Source organism: Ruegeria lacuscaerulensis, assembly GCF_013031245.1.
GTDB classification, from domain to species: Bacteria; Pseudomonadota; Alphaproteobacteria; order Rhodobacterales; family Rhodobacteraceae; genus Ruegeria; species Ruegeria lacuscaerulensis_C.
Genome location: NZ_WPZL01000027.1, coordinates 1 through 18,366, shown reverse-complemented (window position 1 = coordinate 18,366; position 18,366 = coordinate 1). Strand labels below are relative to the sequence as shown.

The 18,366-nt window shown below is 55.6% G+C and carries 21 protein-coding genes and 1 pseudogene; 14 read left to right on the top strand and 8 right to left on the bottom strand.

From position 1 onward, the window contains the following. Positions 1-18: 18 nt before the first annotated feature. The gene (nhaC, locus tag GOX66_RS20630; protein ID WP_170765060.1) at positions 19-1,491 is read right to left on the bottom strand and encodes a Na+/H+ antiporter NhaC; all 1,473 of its coding nucleotides are present in this window, start codon (positions 1,489-1,491) and stop codon (positions 19-21) included. A gap of 744 nt (positions 1,492-2,235) precedes the next feature. Between nhaC and GOX66_RS20625 the strand changes: the two genes are divergently transcribed. After that, a complete protein-coding gene (locus GOX66_RS20625) occupies positions 2,236-3,024 on the top strand; it encodes a phytanoyl-CoA dioxygenase family protein (protein ID WP_170765058.1) in 789 nt (262 codons plus the stop codon). A gap of 238 nt (positions 3,025-3,262) precedes the next feature. Then, on the top strand, positions 3,263-3,733 hold the full coding sequence (locus GOX66_RS20620; RefSeq protein WP_170765056.1) for a GNAT family N-acetyltransferase: 471 nt from the start codon (positions 3,263-3,265) through the stop codon (positions 3,731-3,733). A 37-nt stretch (positions 3,734-3,770) separates the two neighbouring features. Here GOX66_RS20620 and GOX66_RS20615 read toward each other — a convergent pair whose 3' ends face one another. Both GOX66_RS20615 and GOX66_RS20610 read right to left on the bottom strand, forming a co-directional pair. Next, entirely contained in the window at positions 3,771-4,817 is a 1,047-nt protein-coding gene (locus GOX66_RS20615; protein WP_170765053.1) for an aromatic ring-hydroxylating dioxygenase subunit alpha, read from the bottom strand. A gap of 102 nt (positions 4,818-4,919) precedes the next feature. Further along, complete coding sequence (locus GOX66_RS20610; protein ID WP_170765051.1) at positions 4,920-5,843, bottom strand: LysR substrate-binding domain-containing protein; 924 nt, start codon at positions 5,841-5,843, stop codon at positions 4,920-4,922. Between the two features lie 96 nt (positions 5,844-5,939). Between GOX66_RS20610 and GOX66_RS20605 the strand changes: the two genes are divergently transcribed. The 3 genes from GOX66_RS20605 (at position 5,940) to GOX66_RS20595 (ending at position 8,456) form a co-directional block, all read left to right on the top strand. Further along, a complete protein-coding gene (locus GOX66_RS20605) occupies positions 5,940-7,025 on the top strand; it encodes a hypothetical protein (protein ID WP_170765049.1) in 1,086 nt (361 codons plus the stop codon). Positions 7,026-7,178: 153 nt separating this feature from the next. Then, positions 7,179-8,135 carry a fatty acid desaturase family protein gene (locus GOX66_RS20600; RefSeq protein ID WP_170765048.1) on the top strand — a complete coding sequence of 319 codons (957 nt, stop codon included), beginning with the start codon at positions 7,179-7,181 and terminating at the stop codon, positions 8,133-8,135. Positions 8,136-8,138: 3 nt separating this feature from the next. Continuing rightward, positions 8,139-8,456, top strand: a complete 318-nt coding sequence (locus tag GOX66_RS20595) for a non-heme iron oxygenase ferredoxin subunit (RefSeq protein ID WP_170765045.1) — start codon at positions 8,139-8,141, stop codon at positions 8,454-8,456. 15 nt (positions 8,457-8,471) lie between these two features. Here GOX66_RS20595 and GOX66_RS20590 read toward each other — a convergent pair whose 3' ends face one another. Genes GOX66_RS20590 through GOX66_RS20575 form a run of 4 tightly spaced genes read right to left on the bottom strand, consistent with a single transcriptional unit; the run spans position 8,472 to position 11,870 of the window. Next, positions 8,472-9,353: an ABC transporter permease subunit gene (locus tag GOX66_RS20590; RefSeq protein WP_170765043.1), complete on the bottom strand. Its 882-nt coding sequence runs from the start codon at positions 9,351-9,353 to the stop codon at positions 8,472-8,474. A gap of 55 nt (positions 9,354-9,408) precedes the next feature. Continuing rightward, the gene (locus GOX66_RS20585; protein ID WP_170765041.1) at positions 9,409-10,242 is read right to left on the bottom strand and encodes a transporter substrate-binding domain-containing protein; all 834 of its coding nucleotides are present in this window, start codon (positions 10,240-10,242) and stop codon (positions 9,409-9,411) included. 36 nt (positions 10,243-10,278) lie between these two features. Then, entirely contained in the window at positions 10,279-11,121 is an 843-nt protein-coding gene (locus tag GOX66_RS20580) for an ABC transporter permease subunit (protein ID WP_170765039.1), read from the bottom strand. Positions 11,122-11,123: 2 nt separating this feature from the next. Next, the gene (locus tag GOX66_RS20575; protein ID WP_272871537.1) at positions 11,124-11,870 is read right to left on the bottom strand and encodes an amino acid ABC transporter ATP-binding protein; all 747 of its coding nucleotides are present in this window, start codon (positions 11,868-11,870) and stop codon (positions 11,124-11,126) included. A 298-nt stretch (positions 11,871-12,168) separates the two neighbouring features. Here GOX66_RS20575 and GOX66_RS20570 point away from each other — a divergent pair, with 298 nt between their 5' ends. The 3 genes from GOX66_RS20570 to GOX66_RS20560 are packed head-to-tail and all read left to right on the top strand — an operon-like array spanning position 12,169 to position 14,726. Continuing rightward, positions 12,169-12,747: a carboxymuconolactone decarboxylase family protein gene (locus tag GOX66_RS20570; RefSeq protein ID WP_170765037.1), complete on the top strand. Its 579-nt coding sequence runs from the start codon at positions 12,169-12,171 to the stop codon at positions 12,745-12,747. Continuing rightward, positions 12,747-13,346, top strand: a complete 600-nt coding sequence (locus GOX66_RS20565; RefSeq protein ID WP_237212701.1) for a helix-turn-helix domain-containing protein — start codon at positions 12,747-12,749, stop codon at positions 13,344-13,346. The genes GOX66_RS20570 and GOX66_RS20565 overlap by 1 nt, the downstream gene beginning before the upstream one ends. Before the next feature lie 12 nt (positions 13,347-13,358). Then, positions 13,359-14,726: an MATE family efflux transporter gene (locus GOX66_RS20560; protein ID WP_170765034.1), complete on the top strand. Its 1,368-nt coding sequence runs from the start codon at positions 13,359-13,361 to the stop codon at positions 14,724-14,726. A 207-nt stretch (positions 14,727-14,933) separates the two neighbouring features. Here GOX66_RS20560 and GOX66_RS20555 read toward each other — a convergent pair whose 3' ends face one another. After that, the gene (locus GOX66_RS20555; RefSeq protein ID WP_170765032.1) at positions 14,934-15,164 is read right to left on the bottom strand and encodes a hypothetical protein; all 231 of its coding nucleotides are present in this window, start codon (positions 15,162-15,164) and stop codon (positions 14,934-14,936) included. Here GOX66_RS20555 and GOX66_RS26365 point away from each other — a divergent pair. The 6 genes and pseudogenes from GOX66_RS26365 to GOX66_RS20530 all read left to right on the top strand — a co-directional run bounded on the left by GOX66_RS26365 (position 15,057) and on the right by GOX66_RS20530 (position 18,262). After that, positions 15,057-15,461, top strand: coding sequence for a pirin family protein (locus GOX66_RS26365; RefSeq protein WP_170765125.1), 405 nt, complete (start codon positions 15,057-15,059; stop codon positions 15,459-15,461). The two genes, GOX66_RS20555 and GOX66_RS26365, sit on opposite strands and share 108 nt — an antisense overlap. Beyond that, positions 15,379-15,579, top strand: a pseudogene (locus GOX66_RS26360) (pirin family protein); the annotation flags it as partial. The gene GOX66_RS26365 and the pseudogene GOX66_RS26360, both read left to right, overlap by 83 nt. 10 nt (positions 15,580-15,589) lie before the next feature. Beyond that, positions 15,590-16,033 (top strand): glutathione S-transferase family protein, encoded by a 444-nt coding sequence (locus GOX66_RS20540; RefSeq protein WP_170765030.1) that lies wholly within the window; start codon positions 15,590-15,592, stop codon positions 16,031-16,033. A 241-nt stretch (positions 16,034-16,274) separates the two neighbouring features. Beyond that, the gene (locus GOX66_RS25655) at positions 16,275-16,469 is read left to right on the top strand and encodes a cysteine hydrolase family protein (RefSeq protein ID WP_214652714.1); all 195 of its coding nucleotides are present in this window, start codon (positions 16,275-16,277) and stop codon (positions 16,467-16,469) included. After that, positions 16,470-16,862, top strand: a complete 393-nt coding sequence (locus tag GOX66_RS20535; protein WP_214652711.1) for an isochorismatase family protein — start codon at positions 16,470-16,472, stop codon at positions 16,860-16,862. Positions 16,863-17,314: 452 nt separating this feature from the next. Beyond that, positions 17,315-18,262 (top strand): DMT family transporter, encoded by a 948-nt coding sequence (locus GOX66_RS20530; RefSeq protein WP_336509510.1) that lies wholly within the window; start codon positions 17,315-17,317, stop codon positions 18,260-18,262. The last annotated feature ends 104 nt before the right edge of the window (positions 18,263-18,366 follow it).

The following is an 18,366-nucleotide window of genomic DNA, read 5'->3' as shown; positions in this document are numbered from 1 at the left end:
GGTGTTGGTGCAGAACGGTCAGGCGCTCATCTGCGCAACAGGCTCACCGCTTTCCTCCCAGGAGCGGATCTCTTCTTCGCTCGCTTTTGGTGAGAAGAGCCCTGTCATGGCATAGATGATACCGATGACAGGTGACAGCCAGCAAGCAAATGCGAGCGGAATATACAGCAGGTTTTCGAAGTTCCCGTCCGCGATACCCAAGCCAAGTGCAGTGATTACGAACGCACCACCGGCATTCCAGGGGATCAGAGGGGACACCAGTGTTCCGCCCTCCTCGACTGCCCGGGACAGGTTCAGCGGGGAATAGCCCATCGCGCGATAGACGGGCGCGTACATCCGGCCCGGCAGCGCAATCGACAGGTAAGGGTCACCTGCAACGGTATTGGTGGCGACAGATGTCAGAATGGCCGAGGTCTGAATGCCGGCAAATGTCTTCACCTTCGAGATGACAACTTTGATGATTGCCTGAAGGCAGCCCACGCGTTCAAGCGCTCCGCCGAAACCCAGGGCCAGCAGCACCAGTGAGATCGTCCACATCATCGATTGAATGCCTCCGCGGTTCAGCAGGGGGTCGATCTCCGGAACCCCGGTATCGATCGAGTAGCCGCTGTTGGCGAAGGTGAACGTCTCATGTAATCCGGCCCCCTGGCAGAAGATAGCCATGATGCCGCCCGCGACGGCCCCGGCAAACAGTGACGGGATCGGAGGTTGCTTCATAACTGCCAGCACGATGACCAGAACAGCGGGAAACAGCATGATTGGGGAAATCCAGAACGCGTCGTCCAGCGCCGTTGTGATTGCGTGAATGCGGTCAAAAGAAACCTGAGACGTGTCGATCAGGGTGAATCCGACGACAAAGTAAATCACCAGCGCAATCAGCATCGAAGGAACTGTCGTTGGAAGCATATTTCGAATGTGATCGAACAGATTGGTCCCTGTCACCGCTGGGGCCAGGTTTGTCGTGTCCGACAAAGGCGAGATCTTGTCTCCAAAGAATGCGCCTGAGACCACCGCCCCCGCCGTCCAATACATTGGAATACCGAACCCGGCACCGATCCCCATCAGGGCCAGGCCGACCGTGCCAGTCGTTCCCCACGAGGTGCCCAATGACACAGAGACAATGGAGCAAAGGACCATTCCCGCAGCAAGGAAAAGCTCAGGCGACAATATCTTGAGACCATAATAGATCAGCGTTGGGACAGTACCGCTTGCGATCCACACACCGATGATCATGCCAACAGTGATCAGTATCGAGACCGACGGCAGCGAGATATTGATGACGTGGAACACGCCTTCTTCGATGCTGGGCCATTTGTGACCCAACATAAGGCCAACGATACCAGTGATCGCGATCCCGAACGCCAGCGGGATGTGCGGGGTAAAGTCGCCGAAATAGAACAGCTGCAGCCCAAGCACACACAGGGTTAGCACTATCGGCACAAGCGCCAGCACCAAGCCGGGCTGCCGTATGTTGTCTTCATTCGCAGACATATGGGTCTCCTCCTTTGGAATGATCCGGAACCGTGATGATCTGCGGAAGAAACCAAATTTGGCGGGGTGGGACCGTCGGTCAGAGCGCACATCCTGTTAGAATTTGCGACACAGGTGCGTCGGATTTCGGCATCTTCGATTGAGTTGAAGGCCAACCAATGCGATCGAGCGAAACAAACTGCCCGCGTCTACACTATCCCGTCGGCTTTGTCAGGTTGCTGGTTGTGTGATGTCGTTACAGCGAAGCGTCACGTCGAACATGTCCGACCTGCCCCGGCTCAGGGGTTTGAAGGGTCGAACTAAAGCCTCGCATCGACACATCCGCGCCGATGCTTTCTATATTTGGCGAGATTACACGCATGAACTGACCGCTAGAATTCCACTTTTACAGCTCCTTGCTGCAATCAAGGAAAAACCTGCCAAAGCCATAAATCCGGCAGTCATTCAGTTAACAAAGGTGTGTGCGTTACTCGCCAGAAGCTTGCAACAGGTCCCGCGCCAGTACCCGCCCTATGCCCGCGCAAAAATTTGGGGTAAGTTACATGCGAAAGGTGAAGCCATGCGTGGTCGCGTTACACAGTTCCGTCGACGCCTTGCTGGCAAATGGTCAGCCCGATCGCTTTGGCCCTGCTTTATCATCAACTGCCGAAGCTCACCCGTCCAGTAGCGCCGAAAAAACCCGGGCACGATGTGCCCGCTTTCTGCAACCGCCTCAAATGATGAGGCGACGGAAATGGACGTTACATGACACTTACACCAGATCTGAATACAGTTCAGGACATCTATGCGCGCGACGGTGTCGTGCTGCTCAAAGGTGTTCTCTCACAAGACTGGCTGGCCAAGTTGCGCCAGGCAGTGGATGACGAAACCGCCAAGGGTGATCGGTACTTTGCCTATAAGAACATGCGCGAGCATCCGGGAGTGTTTCAGGACTATTGCCTGACCTCGGATATCGGACAGCGCGTGGCCGAGGTGGCGGGCAGCCCATGGACCTCGCTGATCTACGACCAGATCTTTGCCAAGGAACCGGGGACAAAGACCCAGACCGGCTGGCATACCGATCAGCCATACTGGCCGGTTGCAGGGCCGATCATGACCATGTGGATTGCTTTGGACCCTGTGGACCCCGACAATGGGGCGCTGGAATTTGTGCGCGGCTCACATGCCTGGGGGGCAAAATACCGGCCGTTCAAAACCGATCAGCTCGGGGCTTTCCTGCACTATCTGGAAGAAGGCAACCCAGACTATGTCGACATGCCCGATTTTGAAGCCAACCGGTCTGATTACGACATATTTCACTATCCTCTGATGGAGCCAGGCGATGCGCTGGCCTTTGACGGGATGACCGTGCATTCGGCGATGGGAAACCGGACGTCGACCCGTCTCAGGCGCGGCTACGCGATCCGGTTTGCAGTCGAAGGCGCAACCTATGAGCCGCGCGATGCGGTCACCGAATGGCTGCACGATGACAGCCTGCGCCCCGGTGACGCCTTTGCCGGAGGTCGGTTTCCGATGATATACAAGGCAGCCTGAGAACGGATGGGGGCTGACCTCAGCCCTCATCACATCAGAAATTGGGTTGCAAAGGGGGGTCACGCCTTGACCTTTCGATATACCATGGCGCATGTTTCCGGCATGAAGATCATGACCCTGAAATTCGGTTCGTATTACCCCTGCCCCTAACCGGAGCGGTCGATGATGTTCAGTCAAAAAGTGCCGCCACAGTGCGGCATTTTTCTTTTCGCTTCTGTGGCTTGGACAGGAGGAAACGATGAAACAAACAGATCACAATGTGCACATACGCGACGCTGATAAGCGCGACATTCCCCGGCTGCTGTCGATGGTACGCGCATTGGCCGCCCACCATGGAGACAATCCGCAGGTGAACACCAAAGCGCTGGAGCGGGATGCCTTTGGCACACCCCCCTGGATCCATGTGCTGGTTGCGGAAGTGGGCGACGACATCGTGGGATATGCCTCTCTGTGCCCGTTGATCCAATTACAGCTGGGCCGCCGGGGTATCGACATGCATCATCTTTATATCGAACAGGACTTCCGTGACATGGGCATCGGACGTCAGTTGATCGAATGCTCAAAGCAAAAAGCGCGCGACTTGTCTTGCAGCTACATGATGGTCGGCACGCACCCCGACAATTCCGATGCGCAAGCCGTGTATCTGGCCTGTGGGTTCGAACCGAGGCAAGGAAACGGCCCCCGGTTTGGCATTTCCCTTGAAAGTTAGACCCAGCGGGACGTGACGTAATCGGTCCCTCGCGCCTTCAGGCCCGGACGGCGACGTCCACCAGAGTGGCTTCGGCTTCAATCGCCCGGCCAAGCGTCTTGCGGAACAGTTTGGCACCCGCGTCCAGACCCAGATCGATATGCGGCGTCGTTGCGTTCTTCATGCCCAGATGGACCTGCTCCAGAACTTCCTTGTCTTCAAGAAAAGCCATTCGAGCGCCGTCATTCATGAATTTCGATACCTCCGCATTGTCGGGGTCGGAATTGCGGTGCTGGAACCAGAAATATCGGGTCCGGTCCTCGTCGATCGGGGTCATGAAATTGTAGGAGATGTTGATGAAGGTCTCTGCCACCGTAGGTTTGTCGTATCCGCCCGTCCCGACCGGGGTATAGACGGACTTGTTCAACCCGATGGCGGGCAGGCACATTTCATAATGCTGCAAGCGGTCGCACTCTCCTTCGAACGCGACGAGTTTGGCGTAATAGGGCGATGGTGGCTTGTTTTCGATCCAGCGCGAGACGATGACGCCGCGATCGGTTCTTTCGACATTCAAGGGCTCTTCATCCGTGCCAGCGCCCGCAAAGGACGACACATGAACCCAGGCTACATGGCTGGGGTCCAGCAGGTTGTCACAGACCCACAGGTAGTGGCAGTCGATGTCCATCACACCGCCATCGGTTTTGCCCCAGCTTGAATCGTCGAAATTCTCAATCGGGAAGATCTTGTCGGGATCGGCCAGCTCCGGGTCTCCCATCCAGATCCAGAGGAACCGATACCGGTCTATCACGGGATAGGATTTCACAACCGCCCGGCGGGGTGTCATGCCGCGCTGGGTCGGGCTGTCAGTGCATTTCCCGGCGCAGTCGAATTTCAGGCCGTGATACCCGCACTCCACCACGTCACCGATCAGATTGCCTTTGGACAGAGGCAGTTTGCGATGGGGACAGGCATCCTCCAGCGCGGCAGGCGTGCCATCCTGCTGGCGATAGAGTACGATATTCTCACCCAGAAACGTCTCGGCGCGCAATTCGCGACCGATATCTTTGCTCCAGGCGGCGACGTACCAGCAGTTCCTCAGAAACATTGAAATGCTCTCCAAATCGTCAGATGGCTCATGCTAGTATGAGCAGCAGAACACCCCTGCGCCATGCCGGATTGGTAATGGTTTGTATTAGCCTGACTAATTTCACGTCTCAGCCGGAGGCGGAACCTCAGGCTGCGAAGCGATCTCGGCGCGTATCCAGGTCAAAAACTCAATGACCTTTTTACTATCTTTGGTCTCGTGCGGGCGCACAAGCCAATAGGACAAGGGCGATTGTGTCATTTCGCGGAAAGGGCGAACCAGACGCCCGTCGCACAGCATATCGATGACCAAAGGCTCGCGCCCGAGCGCCACGCCCAGACCTTCGGTGGCAGCCTGAATGACCATATTGGACTGCCCCAATCTCCGGGTTCGCTCAACCGGGGGTAAGGTCAAACCGCATTGACGCGCCCAGAAGTCCCAGGTCGGGCTGGCTGAGCCATGGTGCTGGTTTTCGTCTACCAGAAGCGTATGCCGAACCAGATCCTCGACCTTGCGCAGGTCTGGCAACAAGGTCGGCGCGCAGACCGGAAACAGCTGCTCGGTCATCAACAAATCGACTTGATAGCCCGGGTACTCCCCCAACCCATAGCGAATCCCGATATCGGCATCCGCGCGCGAAAACGGATATTGCCCGGTGTCAGTCGCGATGGATATCGACAGGTCCGGATGGGCAAGATCAAATTTTAATAGCCGTGGAAACAGCCAGTTGAATGCAAACCCCGGCAGGCATGAGATCACGATGGTCCGATCGGTACGTGTCTTGTCCCTCAGTTGGGTGCATACGTCCGAGATACGCCCCAACCCTTCGGATATAGCCAGCGCCAGAAGCTCTCCTTCGCGGTTCGGGCGCGATTGGCGCGCGCCGCGGACCAGCAAATCGCGGCCCAGCCATTCCTCAAGCGCGCGCACATGCTGGCTGACCGCGCTTTGGCTGACCCCCAGTTCGGTTGCGGCAGGGGAAAACCCGGAATGGCGGACCACTGCCTCAAAGGCGCGCAGGGCGGAATAGGGCAGATTCAGGATCATATTAGTCACCCTAATGCCACTCATAATCACTTTCAAATAGATTGGGTGCCAGAGTCCGGCCAGATTAATAGATGAGTGAACCCGTAGGAGACGCGAATGTCGGACATCACGCCTGAGCGCGGTGCGCGGAACCTATTGATGAACTGTGCCCGTGCGACGGCCGGGGACCGGTTGTTAATTGCTTATGAGCCTCCGGAATTCGGTTACTTTGACGCGGATAGTGTTGCTATCGTTTCGGGCGTTGCCCGATCGATGGGGCTGTCCGTTGACACGGTGGATGTGGGGTTCAACCCCGGCAACCCGCACCTGTCCCCCGACCTGCTTGCGCGGTTTGAAACCGCCGACATTATTTTGTTTCTGGCCCGTTTAGGGGATCAGCTACGGTTCTCGGACATGCCGCAGGGCAAAAAGATCATCGTCAGCTTTGCCCTGAGCCGTGAACTGTTTGGTTCAGGTTTTTCGAACGGCCACCACGACGCCTTCCTGGAACTCAAGGCCGGGATCAACGCGGTCCTACACACGGCGCAGGACGTGCACTTTACCTGCCCTCTGGGTACAGACGTCCGTGGGCGTCCGGAAATGAACCTGAAGCCGGACGGCGATACATCGATCCTGCGCTTTCCCATGTCCGTCTTCACCCCGGTTCCTGCACACAGCTTTTCCGGCCGGGTGGCGCTGAGCTTTCTAACGGGCACCGGCTCAAAGTACTATGACGAATATACGATCGAGTTTGACTGCCCGGTATTTGCCCACATGAACAACGGGCGCCTGACCGGTTTCGAAGGTAATCCAACTGACACTGCCCGCGCCGAAGCCCATTACGACCGGGTCGCCAAGCGGTTCGGCATTGACCGTAACTTTGTACATTCCTGGCATGCTGGCATTCATCCCGGCTGCGGATATCCCTGGGACATGCGCGACAATTATGAGCGTTGGGGCGGAGCTGCCTTCGGCAATCCACGTATCCTGCACTTTCACACTTGTGGCGCCTACGCACCGGGCGAGATCAGCTGGAACGTATTTGATCCGACGATTGTGATAGACGGCATAACTTATTGGGACAACGGTGTTTTTCACGCTGATCGACTGCCCGGTGGGGCCAGTATACTAAAGCGGTATCCTTGCGCTGCAGGTCTGTTTGTCAGCCCCGACACAGATATCGGCCTACGCAGCGCCAGTTGAGCTTTCTGTCTTGATCGAACGCCCCGCGTCGCGATAACCTGTTGGCAATAGGGCTCAGCAGATAGTGCCCTATGGTGCGGAGCACTCCCGTCTCCGGTGCCAGAAATGCGATGTGGGCGCGGCCCCCGCTCTGGCAAATCTTGTGGAAATCACATGTCAAAAGCAATTGTTACGCCCCTGACTCAGGCCTTGGCCGAAGGTAAGCTGACGCGCGAAGAGTTGAAAGGATTCCTACAACGGTCAAACGGCCCCGGCTTGCGCCATTTGGCGCTTTGGGTTCTGGTACTGATCTGCACAACCACTCTTGTTACTCTGGCCTGGAACAGCTGGCTGATCTGGCCAGCGATGTTCTTGCAAGGCATCGTGCTCGTCCATCACTTTTCCCTGCAGCACGAATGCGTGCATTACACCGTTTTTCGCACCCGTTGGCTGAATGATCTGGTTGGCCAGATTTGCGGACTGATTATCATTCTGCCCCATCGGTTCTTTCGCTACGAACATTGCGACCACCACACTTACACACAGCTGACCGGAGAAGACCCCGAGTTGATCCCGTTGCCTAAAACGCTCGGGCAATATCTGCTCTACCTATCTGCCCTCCCCTATTGGCGCGGGAAGTTCATCGAGCTTTTCCGCCATGCTTGCGGACGTCTCAGCGAAACTGAACTGCGGTTCATTCCCCAGGTTGAACATAAGGCCGTGTATCGCGATGCCCGCAGAATGTTGTCCATCTACACGGCCATATTTCTGGGCATGGCCGTAACAGGCTGGTGGGGGTTGATCTGGTACTGGATCATTCCGTTGTTTCTGGGCGAGCCGGTCATGCGGTTTGTTCGAATGACCGAACATGTCGGACGGCCTACCGTGGCCCAAATGTCGGAAAATACGCGCACCAATCTGGTCTCAGCCCCGTGGGCCTTTTTGTGCTGGAAAATGAACTATCACGCCGAACACCACTATGTGGCTTCGGTGCCGTTCCACGCTTTGCCCCGGCTGCATGAAAAGCTGAAGGATCACATCTTTGTCGAACCGGGCGGTTACTTTGCCGCCCATCGCGACATTCTGCGGCAGATTCTGAAAAACAGTCCACAGCGAAAGGCGGAGGTGTGACTCATGGTCGGAGATAAACCTTGGCAGGATGTGATCGAGGCGGGCCGGTTGGAAAAGAACTGGGTTACGAGGGTCGAATTTGGACGGCGTGTCATTGCCGTCTACGATACACCCAGCGGCATCTATGCCTCACTTGCATTGTGCAATCATGGTGGGGCGGATTTGTGCGATGGCTATTTCGATGGTCACGTCATCGAATGCCCGTTGCATCAGGGCGCGTTCGATGTACGCGACGGAAAAGCTGTTTCCGCGCCGGCCACACGCCCGATGAAAGTGTTCGAAACACGAGTTGAAAACGGCGTCGTGCAGATCAGGGTTTAGGCGCTCAGACCGATCCTACCACTTGTCCGATTTCTTTTCGAGCCGGGCGAATAGTCGGCTGAGGCCGAAACAAACGATAAAATAAAACCCGGCAGTCGCGATCCAAGCCTCGAAAATCATGCGGGACGACGCCACAAGTTCGACTGTTTTATAGGTCAGTTCCTGAACCGATATCAGCGACAGGATCGAGCTGTCCTTGATCAGCGAGATAAACTGGTTGGCCAAAGGGGGCACAACCTTCTTCATCGCCTGCGGCAGCACCACGTAGCGCAGTTCCTGTATGCGGCTCATGCCGATGGATCGTGCGGCTTCACGTTGGCCTTTCGGGATCGACTGGATACCGGCACGGACGATCTCACCGACAAACGCGCTTTCGAACAGGGCCAAAACGACCACACCCGAAACCAGAGATGGGAACCGGCGCATATCGCCAAAAAAGAACTCCCAGACCTGATTATCGTCCTGACGCGCGATTCCGCGCGCCCAGCGTTCCAGGTTCAGTGCATCGATCAGTTGCTGGGACAGGAAGAAAAAGAAGATAAAAACGACAACAACCGGCGGCACGTTGCGTAGGAATTCCAGATAAGTCCTCGCCAGCATCCGGATGGTTAGGTTGGCCGAGCATCGTGCCACACCCAGAACAGTGCCCAAAATCAGGGCCAGAATTCCGGAATACAGGCTGATACGGATGGTTGCCACGAGTCCCTGCAACAACAAATTCGGAAAATACTCTTCACGGCCAGAATGCCATCCGACGACATAGCCTGGGATTAGTTCCCACCGCCACTTGTAGTTCAGTGTGCCTTCGATTGACAGCCAGATATATCCGAAAAACGCGATCAGAACCGCCACAATCAGGTAGTCTGGCCATCTGAGTTTTTTCAGGAAGTCTTGCACTGGGTCTGCTCCGCGTCAGGGTCGGGGGCGACGAAGCCGCCCCCGGTTATTTCAGTTACTGAGCAACCTGGTCCGCCCACTCTTCGGTGGCAAACCAGTAGTTGTGGCGCTCTTCCAGCCAACCGGAGCGCCATTGCTGCGCAATCCAGTTGTTGAAAAAGTTCATCGCGTCCGGATCCCCCTTGCGCAGGGCAAAACCCTCGCCGCGCGGATCGAACAGGTCACCTTCGATGACAACCAGCGTTTCCGGATTGCGTCCGGCTTCGCGGTTCGGTGTCGGTTGCGCCGCCATGGTCGCATGAGCGTTACCATTCAGAACTTCCTGGGCGGACGCGCCATCCTCATCAAACAGCAGCAAATTCGCTTCGGGGAAGTTTTCCGCAATAACTACCGCGGGCGTCGCGCCGCGACGGGCGGTAAAGGTCACGTCCGGCGAGTTCAGATCCGCCATGGTCATGCCTTCTGTGAGTTGTTTATTCGCCATGATCGCCAGGCCCGAATAGGCATAGGGATCCGTGAAGTTCACGGTCAGGTTCCGTTGCGCGGTCACTGACATGCCGGAAATGATGACGTCGTAATTACCCGACACCAGTGCTGGGATAATCCCGTCCCATGAGGTGGGTACGAATTCAACCTCAACACCCATGTCTTTTGCCAGTTTGCGCCCGACATCCAGTTCGAACCCGATCAGGTCGCCGTTCTTGTCGCGCATCGACCATGGCACAAACAGCGACAAACCGATCCGGATCACGCCGTCCTGCTTGATGGTTTCAATCACACTTTCGCGGGACAGTTCCTGCGTTGTGCTTTGCGCCCAGCCAGATGTCGCCACACCGGTCGCCACGACTGCGCCGAGGGCGACGCCAAGCAATCTGCGGGAAAGCTTCATATTGGTTCTCCTTGTTGTCCGACAAAGTTTTCAGTTTTATTGGTCGATGGCATATTTCTTCTCCAGATGGCTGACGCCGATCGACAGGATCAGGGTCACCACCAGATAGACCAGAGCGATGGTGAACCAGATTTCGAAACTCATGTAGGTATCGGAAATGATGTTGCGGCCGAACGTGGTCAGCTCTGCCACCGCGATCACGCTGACAATCGCCGAGGATTTGATCAGGTGGACGACTTCTCCGGTCATAGGTGGCAGCATGAAGCGCACCGATTGCGGCAGGATGATATAGCGGTAGGTCTGAGCCGGCGTCATGCCGATGGATTTTGCCGCTTCCCATTGACCGGTGGGAATGGCGTTGATCCCGGCCCGGAAGATTTCCGATATCAGCGCCGAGTGGAATACCGCCAGCGTCAGGATACTCGCCGTGTAACGGTCGAAACCGAAAATCGGGCCGAGCACGTAGTAGAACAAATACAGCAGAACCAGCAGTGGGATATTGCGGATCAACTCCAGAAAACCGATGGCGACAGCAGACCCGATGACCAGGCCTGACAACCGAAGCAAGGCGATCAGAAGACCAATCACAGTTGCCAGCAGAAAAGAGATTACAGACAACTTGACCGTCGCGACCAGGCCAATCGGAATCTGTCCCCATTCAAAGCCAACTTCCGTATTGCGGTAGAGGAACTGCGGTACCCGATACCATTGCCAGTTATACCCCATGCTTTGCGCGCCAACATAGGCACCATAGGCGATGGCACCGACGATCAGGGCATAGATTACGATGGACACCAGCACCGAGTCGAAAAACCGCTTGAGGAAGGGCGGCTTCGGCAAGGGCTGGCCTTTTGCGCCCGATATGCCCAGATCGCTCACGGTCAATGCGCCAAAATCTGATCCAGGAACAAGCGGCAGCGCTCACTGGAGGGGTTGGTGAAAAACTGTTCTGGCGGTGAAATTTCTACGATCCGGCCTGCTTCCATAAAGACCATCGTATCCGCAACTTTGCGGGCGAAACCCATCTCATGGGTTACGACCACCATGGTCATGCCGGTGTCTGCCAGCTCGACCATCACGTCCAGAACTTCGTTGATCATCTCTGGATCAAGCGCCGAGGTGGGTTCGTCAAACAGCATGATCCGTGTTTCCATGCATAATGATCGCGCAATCGCGACGCGCTGCTGCTGACCCCCGGACAGCTGAGCCGGATACTTGTCGGCCTGTTCCGGGATGTGCACACGGTCAAGATATTGCCGCGCTGTCTCTTCAGCCTGCGCTTTGGAGATCTTACGCACTTTCATCGGGCCAATCGTCAGATTCTCCAACACGGTCAAATGCGGAAACAGGTTGAACTGCTGAAAGACCATACCGACTTCCTGCCGCAATTCGCGAATTTCCTTGGCACCGTCAAAGACCTCGATTCCGTCGATCACGAGGCGGCCGGAATTGTGCCACTCCAATCCGTTAAAGCAACGGATCAAAGTCGACTTGCCAGAGCCGGACGGTCCGCAAATTACAACCTTTTCACCCTGATGCACCGTCAGATCGATGTCCTTCAGCGCATGGAACGTGCCGTAGTACTTGTCCAGATTGGTCACTTCGATCATCGGAGTGGCTTGGGTCATGTTGTGCCTATCTGGGTTCGGGACACCATGCCTGGCTGTCTGTTGCGGTATTGAGCGCCGGGCAGCGTGCAGAACAGGTCATCCCCCTGCCCCGCCGACGGGCGTCGCGCGGCAACAAGGTCCGTGTCGAACCGACGCTGCGACTGATTTGGTCGGTCAGACAAGGTCGATGATACCTCAAATACGTTGCGCTCTGATTAATATGGTTGCTTATCATGCAATACTCGTCAATAAAAAACTCAGTGCCGAACCAGGTACTGACCGAAATTTGTGCTGATGACCAAAGGAGGAACCGCGTATGTCTGCCTGGATCAGGATGATCTCCGACGAAGATGCCGATGCGCAGTTGCAGGCCACTCTGGATCTGGCGCGAACACCGCACGGAACTGTGGACAACGTCATGCGGGTACACTCTCTTCGGCCCAACACTATGAAAGGGCACGTGATTTTGTATCGGGCCTGTTTGCATGATGAAGCGAACACGGTCCCGATGTGGTTTCAGGAAGTGATCAGCTCCTACGTTTCGAACCTGAACAATTGCCCCTATTCTTACGCCAATCACTGGGCCAACGCGCGCCACCTGATTGGCAATGATGCGCGCGCCGACAAAATCGAAGCCGCGCTTAGGGCGTGCAAACCACAGGATGCGTTCGAAGGGAATCAGTTGGAGGCGCTGGTCTACGCCGAGAAATTGACACTGTTCCCCGGTGAGATGGGCGAGGCCGATGTCATCGCCCTAAAAAATGCAGGTTGGGCGGATGGCGAAATTCTCGAAATCAACCAGATCGTGGGCTATTTCAATTATGCCAATCGGTTGCTGAACGGGTTGGGCGTAACGACTGACGGCGACGTGGTGGGCTATTACGGCAGCGAGTGATGGGACAAATCATGCAGGGTGACCCGCCGGGAAAACAGATCGACCGAGCCATTGGCGCATCGCTGAAGGAACTGCGCCAAAGCCGCAAGCAATCCGCACGCCGACTGGCCGAGCTGTCCGGTATATCTGCCGCGATGGTAAGCCGGATCGAAAACGGGCTGGTATCCCCATCGATCGATACGCTGACCGCACTGGCTGAGGCCCTTGAAGTTCCAATTGTCTCGCTGTTCCGCGAGGCGCGAACCGATCACACCGACTATACCCTTGTACGTCACGGAGAAGGGTTGAAATCCACGCGTATCTCGGCCGGTCATAGCCACGAATACGTTAATCTGGCATTGCATTCACGTAAGGATCTGCGATTTCAGGCGCGCCGCGTGACCCTTTTGCGCGAGGGGGGTCCTCCGCCAACCTATGTCGGACACGGCGTTGTCTTTGTTCAGGCGCTTGAAGGTGAAGCCGTTTATCGATACGGCGAGGCCCGCTTTACCCTGTCGGCAGGCGACTCCATCAGCGTGGACGCAGAGCTCAATCACGGATTCGAAGCCGTTCTGACCCCCAAGTTCGTATTTCTGACCGTCCAGGCCGAGCGCCCGTGATACCTTGCTGATATGGCTCAGGCACTTGACCTTGATCTGACTCGCGGGTCCATTTCGGGTCATTTCCGGACCCTGGCAATACCTGGCGCGGTCGGAATGCTGTTCAGCACGCTTTATAATATTGTCGACATCTTCTTTGCCGGACTGCTGTCGACCAGCGCTCAGGCCGGGCTGGCCATTGGGTTTCAAGCGTTCTTCATATCAATTTCCATTGGCGTGGGTTTGGGTGCCGCCATGAGCGCGCTGGTCGGCAATGCGCTGGGTGCTGGGGACAACCGAGCAGCCCGACGCTTTGCAGCGCAGGGGATAGCCTACGGTGTCATCGCATCGTGTCTGCTTGCGTTGGCAGGTCTGTGGTTCGGACCTTTGCTAATCCGGCTGGTGTCCGAACCGGGCGTATACCGCGATGCAGGCCTGCGTTATTTCTACTGGTTGCTGATGGCAATGCCCGGTTTCCTGGTAGCCTATGGGTGTAACGGAATCCTACAGGCCCATGGTGATGCAATATCCATGCAACGTGCACTGATTGTAGCGTTTCTGGCAAATATCCTGCTGAATCCCCTATTGATTTATGGGATTCCCGGCATCATCCCCGGCATCGGTTTTGACGGTCTCGCGTTGTCCACGGTCATCAGTCAGACCGGCGTGATGATCTTTCTGATACGGCAGGTGTTGCGCAGGCGGCGGATGAAGCGGATGCGCGCGGCCTATTTCTGGCCACATCTGACGCGGTTCGGCGAGATTTCCGTACAGGTTCTGCCAACAGCCTTTTCTTTCATGATCATGTTGTTGTCGAGCTTTGTCATACAATTCGCGCTAAAACTGTTTGGCGAACATGCCATTGCCGGTTACGCCATCGCCATAAGGCTTGAGCAAGTTATGCTGTTACCAATTCTGGGTGTCACGGGTGCTCTGCTGCCGATTGCTTCGCAGAATTTCGGCGCGCGCAACCACCAGCGGGTGCGGGGATCGTTGTTCTACTGCTGGCGCGTAGGGTTCGTCATGTCCTTGATCGCAATTCCGATCCTGTGGTTTTTGGGTCCGCCGCTTATGCGGCTGTTCACACCAGACCCCGAGGTCATTCGTGTCGGAGTAAGTTATCTGCGTATCGACAGCCTGATCCTGCCTTTCTACATGATGCTGTTTTCAATCAACTCCTTGCTGCAGGCTCTCAAAAGACCCATTTGGACCGTCTGGATCAGCCTCTATCGTCAGGGTTTTGGCGTCGCATTCTTTGTCTGGATTTTCATCGGGATTCTGGGTTTCAGCGAAACCGGCGTCTGGCTCGGAACGGCGGTCGCCGTCGTGACTGGCTGGATCATCGCCATTTTCCTGACATCAACGGTCGCAAGAAATGAAATTGGCGGTTTGTGGGCGTAGAACGCACTGTTTGCGTGTTCCAAAGCCGGAGGCAACAGAATGGTTGCGGTTGGTTCCTGTCAAAATACGGTCCATCTGGATGTGTCGCACATTATTGGTTCGGATTGACGAGAATGCATATTCAGGCGCTGGTTGCCTGAAACAAACATGAGCAGAGTGATTGCCAACTTGATTGCGCGTGACTGAGAAGAGTGAACCGTGTGAACTTCATGCAGTCATTTCGGCAATATAGCCGTCCCAGAGGGCGAACGCATCGGCCCTGGCGTAACAGTATGAGACGGTGGGGTATTTGGTCTCCATCCGCACAAGGACATCGAAGTCGTTACCTTCATGGTGGATGGGGAAGTTCTGCATATTGACCCGAACGTCTCGGAACACACGGGGACCCTTGCAGCCAAGGGTATACAGGTCATCACCGCTGGAACCGGTATCGTACATAACGAGATCAATAACTCCGATAACGATCCCATGCGGGCTTTGCAAATCTGGTTTCGGCCCAGAGCCAATAACCTTGCGCCTGCCTACTTGAAAAAGACGCTGAATTCGGCAAGCCACACGGATCTGTTCGAATTGGTTCTGGCTCCAGATGGTGCAGATGGAGCGCTCGTGGCTCAACAGGATGCATCGATGATGCTACGGTTCCTTCACACATGCGCAAAGCATCACCTATCGACCCCAAACAATCGGCAACGGCGTCTATGTTTTTGTGATCAGCGGTTCAGTAAATGCCGGTGATCAGAAGCTCGAAAAAGGTGACGGGCTTGCACTGCGTGATGTCAACACCGTTGAAATATCAATCGTCGCCGAAGCCGAGTTGTTGGTATTTGACCTTGCCGCGTCCACTTTTGGCTGAGGGCGGGATAATGAAACTCTGTTCCGCCCCCGGCACATGCACGACCGCTGTCCACATCACATTGGAGTGGATCGGTCAGCCCTACGAAGTTGAACATCTCGACTACGCCGCGATGAAAACGCCAGCTTACCTAAAGCTCAATCCCTCAGTCGTTGTGCCAACGCTCGTCGATGAAGGACGGGCTTTGTCCGAAGCCAGCGCGGTTCTGGTGTATCGTGTCGACCGCTTCCCAAATGCTGGCATTGGGCCAGCCACCGGATCCGAAGAGCGCGTCAAGCTGAACCAGTGGTTGCTGTTTTTGTCAGCCACCTTGCACCCTTATTTCTGGCCTTACTTCTCGCCTGGCCGCTTTACAACCTCCGAGGCGGACCATGCGCATGTTGTCGAGGCCTCTCAGCTTTTGGTCGACAAGGCGCTTACCCGCATTGACCAACATCTGGACGGAAAAAGCTGAATGGTTGGTGGCGAAAAATCTGTTGCGGATGCACTTCTCTACCCAATGGCAAACTAGGCTTATGCCTTCCCAAAATCCACCGCTGAATACCGCAATGTCGACCGGATAATCAGGAAACTGGCATCAGACCAAGCGGTCCTAAACATCCATCGCAGTCAGGGTACGCGACCAAAAGTGTCGGTCCCGGGATAAGCGTTGAGCACTCTCGTTCATCACCACACCCTTAAGAAAGGAACAAGCTATGACTGAAAAAGCCACACCGCAAAATGCGGGCATGATCCTGATCGACCATCAGATCGGCACCATGAACTGGGCCCGTTCTGTCGACATTGAAATTATCAAAGCCAACACTCGTGCCCTAGCGCGAACAGCGGTTGATCTGGGCATGCCCATCGTCTTCACCTCCAGCATGGAGGATCAAATTCAGGGGCCGTAAATGCCGGACCTGGAAAAAATCGCACCTGAAGCGTTTGCGGCGCGTGTGAAGCGCCCTGGTGTTGTGAACTGCTGGGACGACCCTGCCTTCGCCGATGCATGCCGCAACACTGGGCGAAAGCATTTCCTGATGGCTGGCATCACAACCGATGTCTGTCTCGCTCCGCCCGCAATCATCGCGAAATCCGAAGGGTTTGACGTCAATGCGATTGTGGATGCATCAGGTTCGCCCACTGCGCTTACTGACGAGATGACATTCCGGCGAATGGAACGCGCCGGGGTTGAGCTTATCACCACCAGTGCGATCATGTCTGAGCTCGCGGTAAACTGGGCCAGCGAAGATGGACAGAAGGTCATCCAAATCCTGGGTGAAGAAATCCTCAGCAAAGGTTGACTTCTGACCAAGTGAGCAAAGCACAATAACAGTCCGGCAGCTTCTAGTTGCCGGCCCGGTTGATTTTGAACGCTTGCAGAGCCGCTTGATCACCAAAATCTTTGAATACTCTTGTGTCGCAAACCCTTGGGGCAAAACTTGCTTTGAATTTGACACGTTCTTGGCCACTTTGAATACCGGACATTCAAGTAATGTGCAGCATTGCTGACTCTGGGCTCACAACGGACCTGGTGCCGTTGCAGAAAGGGCCCCTGCCGCGCTAACAACTGGTTAAACGGACGGCCCACACCTGCGGTTGATCCACTACCTATTTTGCCGCGGTGCGGCCCGTTGAAGCTGCCATTCTCTGCGGGTGCAAATTTCAACTCGGACTGAACTCGGGAATATCGGGGCTTTTGCCTGGCGTCGCATTAAGAACAGACACTCACTTGGCGATATTTCTACATGATGGGATGACCACCCCTAATTCCATACCTCAATCAACAGATCGCATCCTTGTCGGTGTTGCACTGATGCTGGGATTTTGCCTGACTGCTCCTTTGCTGGATGTAGCTGCGAAACTCGCATCGGCCAGTGTGCCAGTTGGGCAGATTACGGCTGCTCGCTTTGTGGTGCAATGCGCGTTGATGGCGCCGTTTGTCTGGATTATGGGACTGTCGTTGCGTGTGGCGCGAGGTGATTTGATGGTACTCGTATTCCGCTCTTTACTCTTGTTGTTCGCGACGTTTTGTTTCATTGCAGCAATCCGTGTGATGCCACTTGCCGATGCGTTGGCAATCGTGTTTGTGGCCCCGTTCATAGTCTTGTTGGTCGGCAAGTTTTATCTTGGCGAAGATGTCGGCCCGCGTCGTGTCGCGGCGGCACTTGTGGGGTTTGTTGGGGTGTTGTTCGTCATCCAACCCAGTTTCGCGGCATTTGGCGCGGTTGCCATTATTCCGCTCGGCACGGCAATTGCCTTTGCTTTCTACATTCTTGTGACGCGGGGATTGTCGCGCCGAATGCACCCCGTGGCCCTGCAATTCCACACCGGCCTGATTGCCAGCCTGTTTTGCATTCCAGCCCTAATGGTTGCGCAAGGTTCCGGCTCTGATCTGTTCGATCCCGTTTGGCCGACAGATATCGCGTTGTTGTGGCTTCTGGGAGCTGGGTTTTTTGCAACCGCGAGCCATATGATGATGACCTATGCGCTTTCGTTTGCACCTTCGGTCACATTGGCCCCTCTGCAGTACTTTGAACTCCCGGTGGCGACCCTGTTCGGCTATCTTGTTTTTAGTGACTTCCCAAACACGCTTAGCCTGATTGGTATTGCCGTCATCATCAGTGCAGGGCTGTACATGATACATCGCGAAAGAGCTGTCGCCAGGCAGTTGGTTACGGAGCGCGCAGCGCCTCCAATATAAGGCTGCACGCGCTCAAACTCTTGGCTGACCTCGGCGGAAAAAGAGGTATCTGTCTGGTATCCGTCTCAGCTCAAGGAATGTTCCACATACGGGTATCGCGGTCG

What these genes read in the sequence shown, in the direction of transcription:
- GOX66_RS20585 (WP_170765041.1), bottom strand. Translation starts at nt 10,242, where the DNA reads ATGAAGCTTTCCCGCAGATTGCTTGGCGTCGCCCTCGGCGCAGTCGTG.
- GOX66_RS20575 (WP_272871537.1), bottom strand. Translation starts at nt 11,870, where the DNA reads ATGACCCAAGCCACTCCGATGATCGAAGTGACCAATCTGGACAAGTAC.
- GOX66_RS20595 (WP_170765045.1), top strand. Translation starts at nt 8,139, where the DNA reads ATGGTCGGAGATAAACCTTGGCAGGATGTGATCGAGGCGGGCCGGTTG.
- GOX66_RS26365 (WP_170765125.1), top strand. Translation starts at nt 15,057, where the DNA reads ATGGTGGATGGGGAAGTTCTGCATATTGACCCGAACGTCTCGGAACAC.
- GOX66_RS20560 (WP_170765034.1), top strand. Translation starts at nt 13,359, where the DNA reads ATGGCTCAGGCACTTGACCTTGATCTGACTCGCGGGTCCATTTCGGGT.
- nhaC (WP_170765060.1), bottom strand. Translation starts at nt 1,491, where the DNA reads ATGTCTGCGAATGAAGACAACATACGGCAGCCCGGCTTGGTGCTGGCG.
- GOX66_RS20540 (WP_170765030.1), top strand. Translation starts at nt 15,590, where the DNA reads ATGAAACTCTGTTCCGCCCCCGGCACATGCACGACCGCTGTCCACATC.
- GOX66_RS20570 (WP_170765037.1), top strand. Translation starts at nt 12,169, where the DNA reads ATGTCTGCCTGGATCAGGATGATCTCCGACGAAGATGCCGATGCGCAG.
- GOX66_RS20620 (WP_170765056.1), top strand. Translation starts at nt 3,263, where the DNA reads ATGAAACAAACAGATCACAATGTGCACATACGCGACGCTGATAAGCGC.
- GOX66_RS20625 (WP_170765058.1), top strand. Translation starts at nt 2,236, where the DNA reads ATGACACTTACACCAGATCTGAATACAGTTCAGGACATCTATGCGCGC.
- GOX66_RS20600 (WP_170765048.1), top strand. Translation starts at nt 7,179, where the DNA reads ATGTCAAAAGCAATTGTTACGCCCCTGACTCAGGCCTTGGCCGAAGGT.
- GOX66_RS20555 (WP_170765032.1), bottom strand. Translation starts at nt 15,164, where the DNA reads ATGTACGATACCGGTTCCAGCGGTGATGACCTGTATACCCTTGGCTGC.
- GOX66_RS20530 (WP_336509510.1), top strand. Translation starts at nt 17,315, where the DNA reads ATGACCACCCCTAATTCCATACCTCAATCAACAGATCGCATCCTTGTC.
- GOX66_RS20565 (WP_237212701.1), top strand. Translation starts at nt 12,747, where the DNA reads ATGGGACAAATCATGCAGGGTGACCCGCCGGGAAAACAGATCGACCGA.
- GOX66_RS20535 (WP_214652711.1), top strand. Translation starts at nt 16,470, where the DNA reads ATGCCGGACCTGGAAAAAATCGCACCTGAAGCGTTTGCGGCGCGTGTG.
- GOX66_RS20615 (WP_170765053.1), bottom strand. Translation starts at nt 4,817, where the DNA reads ATGTTTCTGAGGAACTGCTGGTACGTCGCCGCCTGGAGCAAAGATATC.
- GOX66_RS20605 (WP_170765049.1), top strand. Translation starts at nt 5,940, where the DNA reads ATGTCGGACATCACGCCTGAGCGCGGTGCGCGGAACCTATTGATGAAC.
- GOX66_RS25655 (WP_214652714.1), top strand. Translation starts at nt 16,275, where the DNA reads ATGACTGAAAAAGCCACACCGCAAAATGCGGGCATGATCCTGATCGAC.
- GOX66_RS20610 (WP_170765051.1), bottom strand. Translation starts at nt 5,843, where the DNA reads ATGATCCTGAATCTGCCCTATTCCGCCCTGCGCGCCTTTGAGGCAGTG.